Annotated in this window: 12 protein-coding genes and 1 pseudogene; 5 read left to right on the top strand and 8 right to left on the bottom strand. The window is 72.0% G+C overall.

Translation table 11 applies throughout. From position 1 onward, the window contains the following. Positions 1–145 (bottom strand): annotated as a pseudogene (locus ABD841_RS36720) (flavodoxin-dependent (E)-4-hydroxy-3-methylbut-2-enyl-diphosphate synthase); the annotation flags it as partial. Positions 146–180: 35 nt separating this feature from the next. Beyond that, positions 181–1,365 carry a 1-deoxy-D-xylulose-5-phosphate reductoisomerase gene (gene dxr / locus ABD841_RS36715; RefSeq protein ID WP_344981355.1) on the bottom strand — a complete coding sequence of 395 codons (1,185 nt, stop codon included), beginning with the start codon at positions 1,363–1,365 and terminating at the stop codon, positions 181–183. 184 nt (positions 1,366–1,549) lie between these two features. On the opposite strand from dxr, the gene ABD841_RS36710 reads away from it, so the two are divergent. Both ABD841_RS36710 and ABD841_RS36705 read left to right on the top strand, forming a co-directional pair. Further along, positions 1,550–2,638, top strand: a complete 1,089-nt coding sequence (locus ABD841_RS36710; protein ID WP_344981353.1) for a trypsin-like serine peptidase — start codon at positions 1,550–1,552, stop codon at positions 2,636–2,638. A gap of 53 nt (positions 2,639–2,691) precedes the next feature. Then, positions 2,692–3,762: a trypsin-like serine peptidase gene (locus ABD841_RS36705; protein WP_344981351.1), complete on the top strand. Its 1,071-nt coding sequence runs from the start codon at positions 2,692–2,694 to the stop codon at positions 3,760–3,762. A 91-nt stretch (positions 3,763–3,853) separates the two neighbouring features. On the opposite strand, the gene ABD841_RS36700 is transcribed toward ABD841_RS36705, so the two are convergent. Beyond that, positions 3,854–5,281, bottom strand: a complete 1,428-nt coding sequence (locus ABD841_RS36700) for an aldehyde dehydrogenase family protein (protein ID WP_344981349.1) — start codon at positions 5,279–5,281, stop codon at positions 3,854–3,856. 212 nt (positions 5,282–5,493) lie between these two features. Here ABD841_RS36700 and ABD841_RS36695 point away from each other — a divergent pair, with 212 nt between their 5' ends. Beyond that, positions 5,494–6,120, top strand: coding sequence for a TetR/AcrR family transcriptional regulator (locus ABD841_RS36695; RefSeq protein WP_344981347.1), 627 nt, complete (start codon positions 5,494–5,496; stop codon positions 6,118–6,120). Positions 6,121–6,275: 155 nt separating this feature from the next. On the opposite strand, the gene ABD841_RS36690 is transcribed toward ABD841_RS36695, so the two are convergent. Continuing rightward, positions 6,276–7,751 carry a PucR family transcriptional regulator gene (locus ABD841_RS36690; protein ID WP_344981344.1) on the bottom strand — a complete coding sequence of 492 codons (1,476 nt, stop codon included), beginning with the start codon at positions 7,749–7,751 and terminating at the stop codon, positions 6,276–6,278. A gap of 91 nt (positions 7,752–7,842) precedes the next feature. Here ABD841_RS36690 and gabT point away from each other — a divergent pair, with 91 nt between their 5' ends. Further along, entirely contained in the window at positions 7,843–9,195 is a 1,353-nt protein-coding gene (gene gabT, locus ABD841_RS36685) for a 4-aminobutyrate--2-oxoglutarate transaminase (RefSeq protein WP_344981342.1), read from the top strand. Positions 9,196–9,496: 301 nt separating this feature from the next. Next, entirely contained in the window at positions 9,497–9,742 is a 246-nt protein-coding gene (locus ABD841_RS36680) for a hypothetical protein (RefSeq protein WP_344981340.1), read from the top strand. 49 nt (positions 9,743–9,791) lie between these two features. On the opposite strand, the gene ABD841_RS36675 is transcribed toward ABD841_RS36680, so the two are convergent. The 4 genes from ABD841_RS36675 to ABD841_RS36660 all read right to left on the bottom strand — a co-directional run bounded on the left by ABD841_RS36675 (position 9,792) and on the right by ABD841_RS36660 (position 15,662). Then, positions 9,792–11,027, bottom strand: coding sequence for a saccharopine dehydrogenase family protein (locus ABD841_RS36675; protein ID WP_344981338.1), 1,236 nt, complete (start codon positions 11,025–11,027; stop codon positions 9,792–9,794). Between the two features lie 326 nt (positions 11,028–11,353). Then, the gene (locus tag ABD841_RS36670) at positions 11,354–12,592 is read right to left on the bottom strand and encodes an extracellular solute-binding protein (RefSeq protein WP_344981336.1); all 1,239 of its coding nucleotides are present in this window, start codon (positions 12,590–12,592) and stop codon (positions 11,354–11,356) included. 269 nt (positions 12,593–12,861) lie between these two features. Continuing rightward, the gene (locus tag ABD841_RS36665; RefSeq protein ID WP_344981334.1) at positions 12,862–14,367 is read right to left on the bottom strand and encodes a CoA-acylating methylmalonate-semialdehyde dehydrogenase; all 1,506 of its coding nucleotides are present in this window, start codon (positions 14,365–14,367) and stop codon (positions 12,862–12,864) included. Continuing rightward, positions 14,364–15,662 (bottom strand): aspartate aminotransferase family protein, encoded by a 1,299-nt coding sequence (locus ABD841_RS36660; RefSeq protein WP_344981332.1) that lies wholly within the window; start codon positions 15,660–15,662, stop codon positions 14,364–14,366. The genes ABD841_RS36665 and ABD841_RS36660 overlap by 4 nt, the downstream gene beginning before the upstream one ends. Positions 15,663–15,898: the final 236 nt, after the last annotated feature.

The raw sequence follows: 15,898 nt of genomic DNA, 5'->3' as shown, positions 1-15,898 counted from the left end.
CGGTGACGGTGGTGGTCATCGACTGGACGGAGACCGGCGCGTCACCGCCCACGGGGACGGAACCGACCATGATCTGCCGGGAGGTGCGCCGCTCGGCGATCGGCCTGGTCCTGACGGACGGGATTCCGAGAGCAACAGAAGTCATTTTCAGCCCTTGAAGAGTCGACGACGCTCCCCAGTCTAGGCAGTCCCGGTGAGCTCGCGTGCCCGGTTCCGGGCCCAGGCGTCGGCGTCCAGCACCTCGGCGACCGAGTCGGCCTCGGTCACGGTGTGTTCGGCGACCACGGCGGCCACCGTGTCGACGATGGACGGGAACGGCAGCCGCCCGGCCAGGAACGCCTCGACGCAGACCTCGTTGGCCGCGTTGTAGACGGCCGGGGCCGTGCCGCCGGCCGAGCCGACCTGCCGGGCCAGCGCGACGGCGGGGAACGCCTCGTCGTCGAGCGGCTCGAACGTCCAGGTGTGGGCGGTGGTCCAGTCGACCGCGCCGGCGGCGCCGGCGACCCGCTCGGGCCAGCCGAGGGCGAGCGCGATGGGCAGCCGCATGTCGGGCGGGCTGGCCTGGGCGATGGTCGAGCCGTCGACGAACTCGACCATCGAGTGGACGACCGACTGCGGGTGGACCACGACGTCGATCCGGTCGAAGCCGATGTCGAAGAGGAGGTGCGCCTCGATGACCTCCAGGCCCTTGTTGACGAGTGTGGCCGAATTCACGGTGATGACCGGGCCCATCGACCACGTGGGGTGGGCCAGCGCCTGCTCCGGGGTGACGTCGCCGAGCTCCGCGCGCGACCTGCCGCGGAAGGGACCGCCGCTGGCGGTGACGATCAGGCGGCGCACGGCCGAGGCGTCCGGGCCGGTGGGCCCGCCCGCCCACAGGCACTGGGCGAGCGCCGAGTGCTCGGAGTCGACCGGGATCAGCTGGCCGGGCTTGGCCAGGCGCTTGACCAGCGGCCCGCCGACGATGAGCGACTCCTTGTTGGCGAGGGCGAGCACCCGGCCCGCCTCCAGCGCGGCCAGCGTGGAGGTCAGCCCCAGCGCGCCGGTGATGCCGTTGAGGACGACGTCGCACGGCAGGGAGGCCGCCTCGGCCACTCCCTCGGGCCCGGCGAGCACCCGCGCGCCCACCCCGTGGGCCGACAGGGCCTCGCGCAACGCCGGCGCGGCGGAGGCGTCGGCGACGGCGACCGCCTCGGGCCGGAACTCGGCGGCCTGGCGGGCCAGCAGGTCGACCCGGCCGCCCCCGGCGGCGAGCGCCGCCACCCGGAACCGGCCGGGGTTGCGGGCGATGACGTCGAGGGACTGGGTGCCGATGGAGCCGGTCGAGCCGAGCAGGACGACGGAGCGGATGGTGTCTGGCTGCACCGCCCCATTCTCCCGCCCGGAGCCGCGCTGTCGAATCGGCCCCGGAACCCGTGAGCAGAGAAACGCGCGATAAAAGGAATTAGTTAAGTCCGATTTTAGTCATATCAATAGTTGTAAATATTGAGAAATGCCTACAGGCGGCGCACTAGCTTCCCGGCACAGCAACAGGTCTCGGGAGGTACAAATGCGTCGCACGGCACACCTGGTCCCCGTACTCACCGTCATCGCGGGCGGCACCCTGCTCTCCGCGACGGTCGCGCACGGCGCCACGACGGGCACCGCGAGCGGGAACGGGAACGGGAACGGGAGCACGGCCGGAGGCGCCGCGGCGGTGGCCGCGCCCCACCCGGTCGAGAAGGAGGCCGCGGACACCGGAGCCGAGCAGCGGGCCGTCCGGCGCTACTGGACCGCGGCGAAGATGGAGTCCGCCCAGCCGCTCGACGCCCTCGCCCCCAAGAAGGACGGCGTCCGGCTCACCGCGACGGCGATGGCGGCACAGGCCGCGGCCGACCCCGTCTCCGTCCCAGCGACCACACCGGACGGCGACACCGTCACGGCCGCCGCGGGGCCGGCCACCGCCGCACGCGCCTCCACGGGCGCGGCGTGGACCCGTGGCGGGGCGGTCGCCAAGACCACCGGGCGGGTGTTCTTCACCTACCAGGGCCGCAACTCCTCATGCTCTGCGAGCGCGGTGACCAGCGAGAACGAGAGCACCGTGATCACCGCTGGGCACTGCGTGAAGATGGGCGGGTCCTTCCACGGCAACTGGGTGTTCGTCCCGGGCTACGCGAACGGCGAGCGGCCGTACGGCACCTGGGTGGCGACCACGCTCTACACCACCCCGCAGTGGAACAACAACGAAGACATCAACCACGACGTGGCCTCCGCCGTGGTGGCCCCGCTGAACGGCAGGTCGCTGACCGACGTGGTCGGCGGTCAGGGCGTCTCCTTCAACCAGCCCCGGCGGCAGCAGATGCACTCCTTCGGCTACCCGGCGGGCAGCCCGTACGACGGCTCGAAACTGGTCTACTGCAGCGGCCGGACGTTCGACGACTTCCTGATGTCCCGCGACATCGGCCTGAACTGCACCATGACCGGCGGATCCAGCGGCGGCCCCTGGTTCCTCTCCTTCGACGAGGGCACCGGCCTGGGCGCGCTGAACTCGGTGAACAGCTTCAAATACGGCTTCGCCGCCGGCTGGATGTTCGGCCCCTACTTCGGGACGGACGCGCAGGCCGTCTACGACGCCGCGCAGCGCACCGACACCCCCTGAGATTTACCGAAAGTAATCACAACAACACATGGGGTAGTGCAAACTCGGGTCTCATGACCTCAAGCCTCCCCCTGGTTGCGGCAGTCCCGCTCGTCACAGGGCTGCTGAGCGCCTCCGTGATCGGCGCGCCGGCCACCGAGCACAGGCAGCAGGCCGGGAACACCTCCGCCCGGCCCGCCGAGCGGGTCCAGCCGGCCGGCACGGCCGCGTCCCACCGCCCGGCCGCGGCGCCCGGCCCGGCCGACGTCGTCGAGCACGTGGCCGCCGACGCCGCGTCGGAGCAGCGGCGCGTGCTCGACTACTGGACCCCTCGCCGGATGGCCGCGGCGGTCCCGCTCGACCCGCTGGTCCCCCTCACCCGGGTGGTCGGCCGGGTCCTCGACCCCCTCGGCCGGGCCGGCTCGGCCGCCGGGGCGCGGCGGGTGGCGACCGCCGCCCGCACCGCCGGGGCCCGATGGACCGCGGGCGGCCTGGTGAGCCGCACCACCGGGCGGGTGTTCCTGACCCTCGGCGGCAGCGACTTCGTCTGCTCGGCCAGCTCCGTCAAGAGCGCCAACAGGGACCTGGTGGTGACCGCCGGCCACTGCGTCAAGGACGGCACCGGAGCCTGGGCCGACAACTGGACCTTCGTCCCCGGCTACGACCGGGGACGAAGGCCGTACGGGCAGTTCACCGCGCGCCGCATGTTCGTCGCGGGTCCCTGGGCGCGCACCGGCGACGACAGCTTCGACCTCGGCATGGTGGCCGTCGGCGCCGACAAGAACGGCAAGCACCTCACCGACGTCGTCGGCGGCCAGGACATCGCCTTCGGCACGCCCAGGGGGCGCCAGGCCCACGGTTTCGGCTTCCCCGCGGACCGCCCCTACGACGGCGAGCACCTCGTCTACTGCGCCGGCCCGCTCCACGACGACCCCAACGGCCAGACCAGCGACCAGGGCCTGCGCTGCGACATGACCGCCGGGTCCAGCGGCGGCCCCTGGCTGAGCGGCTTCGACGCCGTCACCGGGCGCGGCACGATCATCTCGGTCAGCAGTTTCAAGTACAGCGACGACCGCCACAGCATGTACGGCCCCTACTTCGGCGACTCCGCCCGGGAGCTGTACACCACGGCCCACACCTCGTGACCGGCGACGGCCCGTACGCCGGGAAACGGCTCCGCCGGCGGCGCCTCCCGCGGTGGAGGTCACCGCGGGAGGCGCCGGAGGCGTGACGGGGTCAGAGGGTCAGGCCGGTGAGGACCATGACCTTCTCGTAGGTGAGGTCGGCGATGGCCGCGCGGATGCCCTCGCGGCCGACGCCGGAGTCCTTGACGCCGCCGTAGGGCATCTGGTCGGCGCGGTACGACGGGACGTCGCCGATGATCACGCCACCGACCTCCAGTTCCCGGTTCGCCCGGAACGCGACGTCGAGGTTGCGGGTGAACACGCCGGCCTGCAGGCCGTACCTGGAGTCGTTGACCGCGGCGAAGGCCTCGTCCACGCCGGGCACGGACTGCACGATCATCACCGGGCCGAAGACCTCCTCGCGGGAGACCTTGGCGTCGCCCGGCACGTCGGCGAGGACGGTCGGGGCGATGGTCGCGCCGTCGCGGGTGCCGCCGGTGAGCAGGCGGGCGCCGGCGGAGACGGCCTCCTCGACCCACTGCTCCACGCGCTCAGCGGCCTCGACCGAGACCAGCGGTCCGACCTGGGTCTTCTCGTCGGCGGGGTCACCGGTGACCAGGGCCTCGACGGCGGGGATCAGCCGGGCCACGAAGTCGTCGCGCACGGACTCCTCGACGATCACCCGCTGGACGGCGATGCAGCTCTGCCCGGCCTGGTAGTTGGAGAACAGGGCCACGCGCGCGGCGGCCCAGTCGAGGTCGGCGTCGGCGAGCACGACCGCGGCGGCGTTGCCGCCGAGTTCCAGGGTGACGTGCTTGCGCGGCACCCGGTCCATGATCGCGTAACCCACGGGAGCCGAGCCGGTGAAGGAGACGACCGGCAGGCGCGGGTCCTCCACCAGCGAGGCGGCGCGGTCGTTGGGGACCGGCAGCACGGAGAACATGCCCTCGGGCAGGTCGGTCTCGGCCAGGATCTCGGCCAGGACCAGCGAGGAGAGCGGCGTCGCCGGGGCGGGCTTGATGACGATCGGGGCGCCGACCGCGATGGCCGGGGCGACCTTGTGCGCCACCAGGTTGAGCGGGAAGTTGAACGGCGTGATCCCCAGGACGGGGCCGTGGGGGACGCGCGAGACGTAGGCGAGGCGGCCGTTGGCGGCGGCCTCGGTGTCCAGGCGCACGGTTTCGCCACTGAGGCGGCGGGTCTCCTCGGCCGCGAACCGGAAGGTGGAGATCGCGCGGTTGACCTCACCTCGGGCCCAGAAGATCGGCTTGCCGTTCTCGGCGGTGATCAGGTGGGCGATCTCGTCGGCACGCTCGGCCAGCCGGCGCGAGACATGCGCGAGGGCCTCGGCCCGCACGTGGATCGGGAGCGCGGCCGCCTGCTTCCGGACGGCCGCCGCGGCGGCGACGGCCTCCTCGACCTGGTCGGCGGTCGGCACGGAGCAGACGGCGACGACACGGCCGTCATGCGGGTTGGTCACGGTGAGCTCGGCGTCGCCCGTGGCGGGGCGACCGGCGAGCCAGAAGGGGCGCACGTCCATGCTTCGACGCTATGCCACCGGCTCGGACGTGGCGTTACTCCACTCCGCACAAGAGCCCCGGGCTGCCGCACCGTTACGCATAAAAATCCACAGAGCATACCTGTAACGGAAACAGGGTCGATAAGGGATATTCCATACGTGGCACTGGTTTGAATGATCTTCACCATGGCTAAGTCACCGGATGGAAGCTCGGAGTGGAAGGGCGTGGGCGCATGACCTCCTCGGCGCCGCGTGGCCTTCAGGGCGCCTATCTCCTCGGTGAACGGGCCTCCCAGGACGAACTGCGCGCACGGCTGCTCGACGTCGCCAGCCAGCTCCTGGTCACGATCGGGCCGGAGAGCCTGTCGATGCGCCGCATCGCGACCGAGGCCGGGTGCTCGACGACCGTGATCTACACCATGTTCGGCAGCAAGGAGGGCCTGGCCGAGGCGCTGTACCTGGAGGGCTTCGAGCGGTTCCGGCGGCGCCTGGAGGCCGTGCCCCCGCACAGGAACGCCCTGGAGCACCTGTCGGCCCTCGGCCCCGCCTACCGGGAGGCCGCGCTCGCCGAGCCCGGCTACTACGCCCTGATGTTCGAACGGGCGATCCCCGGCTTCGTGCCGAGCGAGCGGGCCAGGACGCTCGCCCGCGCGGCGCTGAACGTCCTCGACCGGGTGATCGCCGACTGCATCTCGGCCGGGTACATCATCCCCACCCAGCCCAGGAAGATCGCCGACGCCCTGTGGGCCGCCGCCCAGGGCGCGATCAGCTTGGAACGTGCCGGGCACCTGCGCGACAGCAGCACCTACGACGCGGTCACCTTCGCCACCATCTCCCGCTACCTGGTCGACAGGCCCTGACCCGCCCGTCGCGGTGTGCCACGCGGCCGGCCGGTCGACCACGGTGACCGGGCGGTCGACCACGGTGACCGGGCGGCAACGGGGTCAGCCGGCGGCAGGTGGCCGGTCGACCACGGCAGCCGACCGGCCGGATGGTGGCCGGGCGGCCGCGGCGGTCAGTCCGCCACGGCGAGGGCGATCCAGAGCTCGGCGCGGGCCGCGGGGTCGTCGAGGTCGCGGCCGAGCAGCTCGGCGACCCGGCGCATGCGGTAGCGCAGGGTGTGCCGGTGCACCCCGAGCCGCTGCGCCGCCGCGTCCCAGTGCCCGTTGCACGCCAGGTAGGCCCGTAGGGAGGCCAGCAGGTCCGCCCGCGCGCCGTACTTCCGGAGCGGGTCGAGCAGCGCGGTGGAGAACGCCGCAGCCGCGGCGGGGTCGAGCAGGGAGAGCAGCCCCTGCCCCGCGAGGTCGGCGAAGCGCATGACGGGCACGGCGCCCCTCCTGGCCGCGACGAGCGCCCGGTCGGCCTGGTCGAGCCCGGTCCGCAGGTCGTCGAGGCCGACCGGGGAGCCGACCCCGACCGGCCCGTGCCCGCCGAGCCGGGCGAGGACGCCGTCGAGGCGGGCCTCGGGGACGAACAGGACCACCCGGTCGTCCTCGACCGCCGCGAACTCCTCACCCGCGGCCTCCAGCACCGCTTCCCGCTCCTCCGCCGGGGCACCGGAGACGACCGCCACCAGCGGCCCGTCGGCGAGCCGCTCCCCCAGCCGCTCCAGCGTCTCGCGCCCGGCCCGCACCCGCCCTTCCAGCAGCAGCCGGAGCACCGCGGAGCGGACCCGGCGCTCGGCGGCCAGGTGCTGCCCGCCGTGCTCGGCGGCGAGCGTCAGCAGCGACCCGGCCGCGTTGACGACGGTGTGCGCGACGGGCGTGAAAGGCCGGTCGAGGCCGACGGCGAGGAACCCCCTGGCACGGCCGACGCCGAGCGGCTGCACGATGACGTGCTCCCGCGGCGTGGACAGGGCCAGGCTCGCGGGCGCGCCGCGCTTCGCGAGGCGCCTGAGACGCTCCAGCTCGGGGGCGAGGGCGTGGGCGACGTCCGCCGCGCCCTTGCCCGCCGCGTGCCGCGGAACCCCCGCGTCGTCGAGCAGCACCGCCCAGCCGGCGAGCTCGCGGGCCAGGCGCTCGACCACCGCGCGCGGCCCCTCGGGCCGCAGGGCGGCGCGGGTGAGGCGCCCCTGCGCGGCGAAGGCGCGGCTGAGCTCGTCGTACTGCTCGGCGGCGATCAGATCGCTGACGGCCTTGCCGATCGCCACGAAGGGCGTGTCACGCGGCACCTCGATCAGCGGCAGCCCCGCCCGCGCCGCGGCCTCGACCAGCTCGTCCGGGATCGTCTCGTGCCCGAGGCCGACGCCGAAGCCCAGGCCGGTCACGCCCTTGCCGACCAGACGGCCGACGTACGGCGCGGCGTTGGCGGCGTCCAGGCGCATGCCGGTGGTCAGGACCAGCTCGCCGCCCTCCAGGAACGGGGTCGGGTCCTCCAGCTCGCTGACCGCCACCCAGCGCACCGGCCGGTCCAGGGCGTCCTGTCCGGCGAGCACGACGAGTTGGAGCGGCAGGCGCCGCACGACGGTGCGCAGCGTCGGGGCCACAGCCACCCCCGTTTTGTACGTTACGTCTACAGAGATCCCTGCAATTTTGCCATAGTGCATCATCGGCACACCGGCATCCGGGACATAACGTCGCAGCATGAGCACCGTCACCGAGGGCGGCCCCTCGCTTCCGCAGGAGCGCCGCGTCGTCACCGAGATCCCCGGCCCGAAGTCCCGCGAGCTGTTCGCACGCAAGCAAGCCTCCGTGCCGCCGGGCATCGGCACCACGCTGCCCGTCTTCGTGACGCACGCCGGAGGCGGTGTCGTCGTCGACGCCGACGGCAACTCACTGATCGACTTCGGCTCCGGCATCGCGGTGACCAGCGTCGGCAACGCCGCCCCCCGCGTGGTCGAGCGGGTGCGCAGGCAGGTGGCCGACTTCACCCACACCTGTTTCATGGTCACGCCGTACGAGTCGTACGTGAAGGTCGCCGAGAAGCTCAACGAGATCACCCCGGGCGACCACGAGAAGCGCACCTTCTTCCTCAACAGCGGCGCCGAGGCCGTGGAGAACGCGGTCAAGGTCGCCCGGCACGCGACCGGCCGCCAGGCAGTCGTCGTCTTCGACCACGGCTACCACGGCCGGACCCTGCTGACGATGACGCTCACGGCCAAGAACATGCCGTACAAGCACCACTTCGGCCCGTTCGCGCCTGAGGTCTACCGGGTGCCGCTGGCCTACCCGTTCCGCTGGCCCACCGGGCCGGAGAACTGCGCCGAAGAGGCCGCGGCGCAGGCGATCGACCAGATCACCAAGCAGATCGGCGCGGAGAACGTCGCCGCCGTGGTGATCGAGCCGATCGCGGGCGAGGGCGGCTTCATCGAGCCCGCCAAGGGCTTCCTCCCGAGGATCCTGGAGTTCTGCCGGGCGAACGGCATCGTCTTCATCGCCGACGAGGTCCAGACCGGCTTCGCGCGCACCGGAAACCTGTTCGCCTGCGAGGACGAGGGCATCGTCCCCGACATCATCGTCACCGCCAAGGGCATCGCGGGCGGCCTGCCGCTGGCCGCGGTCACCGGCCGCGCCGAGATCCTCGACAAGGTCCACGTGGGCGGCCTCGGCGGCACCTACGGCGGCAACCCGCTCGCCTGCGAGGCCGCGCTGGGCGTGCTGGAGACCATCGAGGCCGAGGACCTGGTCGGCAGGGCCCGCCGCATCGGCGAGACCATGCTTCCCCGGCTGCGCGCCATGGCGGAGAAGAACCCGGCGATCGGCGACGTGCGCGGCCGCGGCGCCATGATCGCCATCGAGCTCGTCGTCCCGGGCACCAAGGACCCGCACCCGACCGCCGCCGCGGAGATCGCCAAGCGGTGCCACGCCGAGGGCCTGCTCGTGCTCACCGCGGGCACCTACGGCAACGTCCTGCGGTTCCTGCCTCCGCTGGTCATCCCCGACCACCTGCTGGAAGAGGGACTGACGATCCTGGAGAAGGCCGTGGCCGAGGTCTGACGGTTTAAAAGCAAACAAAAGGGGCACCCGGCTTGTTGCCGAGTGTCCCTTTTGCCGTTGTACGGCCTCCATGCAGGCCGCAATTTAACCACCGCTTGGCTCCCGCCAAAGCGATCACGGGCTCGGACGGCGTTATAACGGTAGGCGTTCCGCCTGGCCACCGGCCCGGCGGTGAGGACACCGGCGGTCACGCATTCGACGGGTTCGCCACCACCGCCGAACGCACCACCGAACCGCGCGGCACCGGGCCGCGTTTCCGTTCCCGGGCAGCGACCCGGGGTCTCCACGCTGGAGGTATTCGATGAACTGGGGGCCGGCCAGGACGACCCACGCCATGATGACGTTCGACCCCGAAGGGCTGACCCGCACCCAGCGTGAAGGCGACGCCTGCGTGGCGTGCCACAAGAAGTGGCCGCGCCCGCGGATCAGGATCGGCCGTCTGCCCAACGACGCGGCGCTGTTCGCCTGCCCGGAGTGCGCCGACGCGCTGCTCCCGCAGCAGCAGGGGAACGTCCGTCCCTTCCCCCGGCGCGTGGCCTTCTCCTAGAGCGGCGCCCCTCGCGTCCCGCTCCGCGCAACCCCTCGGGTCCGGCGCGTCAGGCGGGCTGGAGGGCCGTGGCGCTCCGCGCGGTCTGGTCGCGCATGCCCCACGGGGAGCCGTAGTCGTTGAGCAGTTCCAGGAAGGGCACCGCGTCGAACGCCTCGGGGCCCAGCACACCGCTGCCCGACCAGACGCCGGTGGCCAGCAACTCCAGGGCGACCACCGGGTGCACGGCCGTCTGCCAGACCACGGCCTGGCAGCCGTACTCCCGCATCGACCACTCGTTGTCGACCACGTGGTAGAGGTAGACCTCGCGCGGCTCGCCGTCCTTGCCCACACCCTTCACCCAGGTGCCGGCGCAGGTCTTGCCGCGCATGCGGTCACCGAGCGTGGCCGGGTCGGGCAGGGCCGCGGCCACCACGTCACGCGGCGCGGCCTCCACCCCGCCGATCTTGATCTTCCCGGCGTTGTCCAGGCCGAGCTTGCGCAGGGTCTTCAGGACGCCGATGAACTCCTTGCCCAGGCCGTATTTGAACGTCACCCGCTTGGCCTCGATGTAGCGCGGGACGAGCAGCACCTCCTCGTGCTCCACGTTGACGCACTCCACGGGTCCGATCCCCTCGGGGAAGTCGAACACCTCCGGCTCGCTGAACGGCTCGGTGGTGCGCCATGCGCCGTTCTCCCAGATCACCGGAGGGTTGAGGCACTCCTCGATGGTCGTCCAGATGGAGAACGTGGGCGCGAAATCGTAGCCGTCGACCACCAGGTTCGACCCGTCGCGGATGCCGATCTCCTCGATGCTCTCGAAGAGGTGGTCGGCGGCGTACCGCGCGAACACGTCGGCCAGCCCCGGCTCCACCCCCATGCCCACCAGCGCCAGCCCGCCCCTGGCACGCCAGGCGTCGGCGAGGGCGAACTGCTCGTCGCCCAGCTTCACCCCGGGCAACTCGTACGGCCTGCGGGGATGGGGGCGCGACAGGGACATCGCCATGTCGAGGTAGTGAGCCCCGGCGTTCAGGGCCGCCTCGAACAGGGGCATGGTGAAACGGGGATCGACCGCGTTGAACAGGACGTCACAGCGGTGCTCGACGAGGGCCGCCTCGACCGCTTCCCGGTCCGAGGCGTCCAGCCCGATGGAGCTGAAACGCGGGTCTCCCACCTTGGCCACGACCTCCGCGGCGCGGTCCTGTTTATAGTCCGCGACCACGATGTGTTCGAAGAAATCTCGGCGCGCGGCGATCGGGACGACGGCGGATCCGACTCCGCCCGCTCCCACCAGAAGGATTCTCATGGCGGGTAGCCTACCCACTGACTGGTTGACCAGTCGATAGGGGAAACGCACTTTTCCACCGAATCCATCACGTTAGCCGAGCAAGACCACGAAAACCATTGCCAACAGGACAAAACCCGGAGATCGCCGGACACGGAGCCGTGACGCCCCGGCAGCCGGAACGGGCGCCCGCGGCGCCCCGGGAGATCGGGAGAGACTCCGGAACGGTCCAGGAGACCGCGACGGGCGCCCTCGGCGCCCCGGCGGCGTACCCGGGGCGAGGAGTGGCACCCCCACATGGGAAGGCGGCTCCGCGGCCCGTCACGACCGGGCCCGCGGAGCTCCCCTCATTTGACGAGGCTCTTCCAGCGTTCGACCCAGTCGGCGTAGTCGGTGCACTCCCCGCCCAGGCCACCGCAGTCCCTCGTCGGGCGGGCGGCGAAGAAGACGTCGCGCAGCCCGGCGCCGTCGCGCACGCGGTAGACCTCGCACATCTGCCCGGCACGCCCACCGCACGCCTCCGGGTTGGCCGGGGCGAGTCCCGTCCAGGCCGCGGCCGCGCGCTGCGCCTGCGCCGAGCTCATCCAGTTCAGCCACCGGTAGGCGCAGTTCGGGCTGGCGGGCCTGGCCGTGAGCATCCAGGAGTCGGCCCATCCGGTCTCCGGCACCCCGCCGAGCGTCTTGACCGGCCGGCCGGCGCGCCGGAAGAGGTCCAGATCGTACGGCGTGGCCTGGGCGACGCTCACCGACCGCGTCGACATGGCCCTGATCAGATCCAGCGAGTCGCGCCAGTAGACGCGGTCGGGACCGTCACCCGCGCTGAGCAGCTCCACCGCGGCGTCAAGCTGGGCGGGGGTGAGCTGGAACGGATCGTCGATCTTCAGCTCGGGGTGGGTCCGCCGGAGCGCGAGGGCGGCGTCCGCGATGCTCAGCGGGGTGTTCCTGATCGCCGCCGGGGCCGGCCCGTACAGGGCGGCCGGGCCCTGCGGCGCGGCCCCCTCGTAGCCGATCTGGTTGACCCCCCACAGGTAGGGGATGCCGTAGACCTCGCCGTCACGACGCAGGACGGGCAGCTCACGCAGCCGCTTGGGGATCTTCCTGTAGGCGGTGACCAGGCCGGTGTCGATCGGCGCCACCCGGCCCTCGGCCACCAGCAGCCCGGCCAGCTCGGGGCCCGGCGAGACGACGTCGTAGGCACCGTCGGCGAGCTTGGCGGCCATCTCCTCGCCCGTCCTGACCCGGTCGAGTTTCACCACCCGGCAGCCGCTCTCCTTCTCGAAGGGCGCGAGCCAGTTGGCCCGCGAGGTGGCCCCGCCGTACTCGACATGACCGTGGAAGGTGAGCACCTGGAGCGTGCCCTCGCTCTTTCCGATGGAGGCCGAGGGCCGCGGGGTCGTCTTGGGGGTGGCGGGACCGGGCGTGGAGACCGCGGGCGTCGCGGAGGGCGCGGGCGTCGCGGAGGGCGAGGGGGCGCGTTCCGGCGGGGCCGCGCTCGCGGCCGTGGCCGGGGCGCACGCGGCGAGCACCAGGCAGCCCGTCCCCAGCAGCACTCCGAGACGTGTCCGGCCGATCCTGTCCGTGCCCACGAAGTCTCCTCCCGATGTCCGCACCGCCTGCCCGGAGCTTATCGGCCCTCCCCCGCCGGGCCGGTACGCGAATCCGGACGTCGTTCCCGCGAACTTCGGCCCTGTCCGGAACCGGTCGGGCCCGGAGCGGCCGGGGGCCGCCGGGCGGGCGGCGCGGAATCAAGCGGTGCGGGCGGGCGGTCAGGGGTGCGTGACGGCACGCGCCCCGGGAGAGTGCTCTCCCGGGGCGCGTGCCGCACCCGGCACCGGGACCGGCTCCCGGCCCCGGACTACTTGTTGGTCGGGAAGCCGAGGTTGACGCCGCCGTGGCTCGGGTCGAGCCAGCGGGAGGTGACGACCTTGCCCCGGGTGTAGAAGTGCACGCCCTCGGTGCCGTGGACGTGGGTGTCGCCGAACAGGGAGGCCTTCCAGCCGCCGAAGCTGTAGAAGGCCATCGGCACCGGGATCGGCACGTTGATGCCGATCATGCCGACCTCCACCTCGTTCTGGAAGCGCCTGGCCGCGCCGCCGTCGTTGGTGAAGATCGCGGTGCCGTTGCCGAACTCGCCACCGTTGATCAGCTCCAGGCCCTCCTCGTAGGAGGACACGCGCACGATCGACAGCACCGGGCCGAAGATCTCCTCCCGGTGGACGCGGGAGTCGGCCGGCACGTGGTCGAGGACCGTGGGGCCGAGCCAGAAGCCGGGGGTGTCGGCCGCGGCGGCGCCGCCGCGGACGGGGGTCTGACGGCCGTCCACGACAAGCTTGGCCCCCTCGGAGACGCCCAGGTCGAGGTAGGAGGCGACCTTGTCGCGGTGGACCTCGGTGACGAGCGGGCCCATCTCGGAGGCGGGGTCGTCACCGGGGCCGACGGTCAGCGCGGAGACCCGAGAGACGATCTTGTCGACCAGTTCGTCCCCGACCGGGTCCACGGCGAGCACGACGGAGATGGCCATGCAGCGCTCACCGGCCGAGCCGAAACCCGCCGAGACCGCCGCGTCGGCGACGAGGTCGAGGTCCGCGTCGGGCAGGACCAGCATGTGGTTCTTGGCGCCGCCGAGCGCCTGCACCCGCTTGCCGTGGGCGGTGCCGGTCTCGTAGACGTACCTGGCGATGGGCGTGGACCCGACGAACGAGACGGCCCGCACATCCGGGTGCTCCAGCAGCCGGTCGACCGCCACCTTGTCGCCCTGGACGACGCCGAAGACGCCGTCCGGCAGCCCGGCCTCCTTCCACAGCTCGGCCATGAGCAGGGACGCGGACGGGTCCTTCTCCGACGGCTTCAGCACGAAGGCGTTGCCCGCGGCGATCGCGATCGGGAACATCCACATCGGCACCATGGCCGGGAAGTTGAACGGGGTGATCCCGGCCACGACCCCGAGCGGCTGGCGGATGGAGTAGGAGTCGACCCGGGTGGAGACACCCTCGGAGTAGCCGCCCTTGAGCAGGTGCGGGATGCCGCAGGCGAACTCCACGACCTCCAGGCCCCGGGCGACCTCGCCCAGCGCGTCGGAGTGGACCTTGCCGTGCTCGGCGGAGATGAGCCGGGCCAGCTCGTCGCGGTTGGCGTGCACCAGTTCGCGGTAGCGGAACAGCACCTGGGAACGCTTGACCAGCGAGGCGTCCCGCCAGGCGGGGAAGGCCGCCACCGCCGCGGCCACGGCCGCGTCGACCTCCGCCGCCGAGGCGAGGTGGACCCGTCCGCCGACCTCCCCGGTGGCGGGGTTGAAGATCTCGGACGTACGGCCGGAGCCCTCGACGCGGGCCCCGTTGATCCAGTGGGTGACGTTCTTCATGAGACGACCTCGGCGTTGACGACTTCGAGCGCGTTGACGATGATCCCGAGCCCCTCGGCGGCCTCGTCGAGAGTCAGGGTGAGCGGCGGGGCCATGCGGAGCACGTTGCCGTACAGCCCACCCTTGCCCGCGAGCAGACCGGCCTTCTTGGTCTCCTCCATGAAGCGGCCCGCGAGCGCCGGGGACGGGGCACCCGTCGCCGGGTCGACCAGCTCGACGGCGAACATCAGGCCCTTGCCGCGGACGTCGCCGACCACCGGCAGGCGCGTCGCGGCCTCGCGGAGCCCATCGATGATCAGGGTGCCGGTCCTGGCCGCGTTCGCCTGCAGGTCGTGGTCCAGGACGTAGTCCAGGGTGGCGTTGGCGGCGGCCATGGAGATCGGGTTGCCTCCGAAGGTGGCCAGGCCGACGGCGTGCAGGCCGTCCATCAGGTCGCCGCGGGCGACGACGCCGCCGACCGCGAAGCCGTTGCCCAGCCCCTTGGCGAAGGTCATCATGTCGGGGGTGACCCCGTGGTTCTGGATGCCGAAGAACGCCGAGCCGGTGCGGCCCCAGCCGGTCTGCACCTCGTCGGAGATGAACAGGATGCCCTGCTCGTCCAGAACCTCCTTGTAGGCGGCGAACAACCCGTCGGGGGCCATGGTGAAGCCGCCGACGCCCTGGATCGGCTCGGCGATCAGCGCCGCCACGTCGCCGCCGACGGCGGTGGAGAGCACGTGACGCAGGTCGTCGACGCAGACCGCGATGTAGTCGGCGTCCGACATGCCGCGGAACTGGGCCAGGTGCCGGTCGGCGCCGTGCAGGAAGTGGACGTTGAGCGGCGACAGCGAGTTGTTCTTCCAGGAACGGTTGCTCGTGACGCTGATCGCGCCGAAGGAGCGCCCGTGGTAGCTCTGCCGCATGGCGAGGACCTGGTCGGACTTGCGCGCGTAGGTCGCGAGCAGCAGCGCGGTCTCGTTGGCCTCGGTGCCGGAGTTGGTGAAGAAGACCTTGGCGTTCTCGATGCCGGACAGTCTGGCGATCTTCTCGGCCAGCTCGACCTGACCGCGGAGGAGGTAGACCGTGGAGGTGTGGACGACGCCCGTGGCGAGCTGCCGCTCCACGGCCTCCCGCACCTCGGCCACGTCGTAGCCGATCATGTTGGTCAGGATGCCCGCGAAGAAGTCCAGGTAGCTCTTGCCCGACGCGTCGACGACGCGGTTGCCCTTGCCTCCGACGATCTCGATGGGCTCGTTGTAGTAGAGCGCGAGCCAGTTGGGCATTACCGCGCGATGGCGCGCAAGAAGGTCCGACATACCTTGAGTATCGCGGCTCGTCGCGCCTGCTCATACCGTCAACATGTCGGCATATCGCCCTCTGGTCCGCCACAGTGTCAGGTCGCCACGCCGTTCCGGGGCCGGGGAGATCATCCCCTGATGTCCGGATCTCCGCCGCGGAGGGGAGAGGGCCCCGCGCGGCTCGCGCTCTGCGGCCTACGGCGCGAACCGCGCGGGAACGGGATGGAGCACCCTCCACGTGCCCCGTCCGGGCC

This window comes from Streptosporangium fragile (genome assembly GCF_039534445.1).
Taxonomy (GTDB): domain Bacteria; phylum Actinomycetota; class Actinomycetes; order Streptosporangiales; family Streptosporangiaceae; genus Streptosporangium; species Streptosporangium fragile.
Note: the sequence above shows the minus strand (reverse complement) of the source record. Positions and strands in the feature narration are given on the sequence as shown.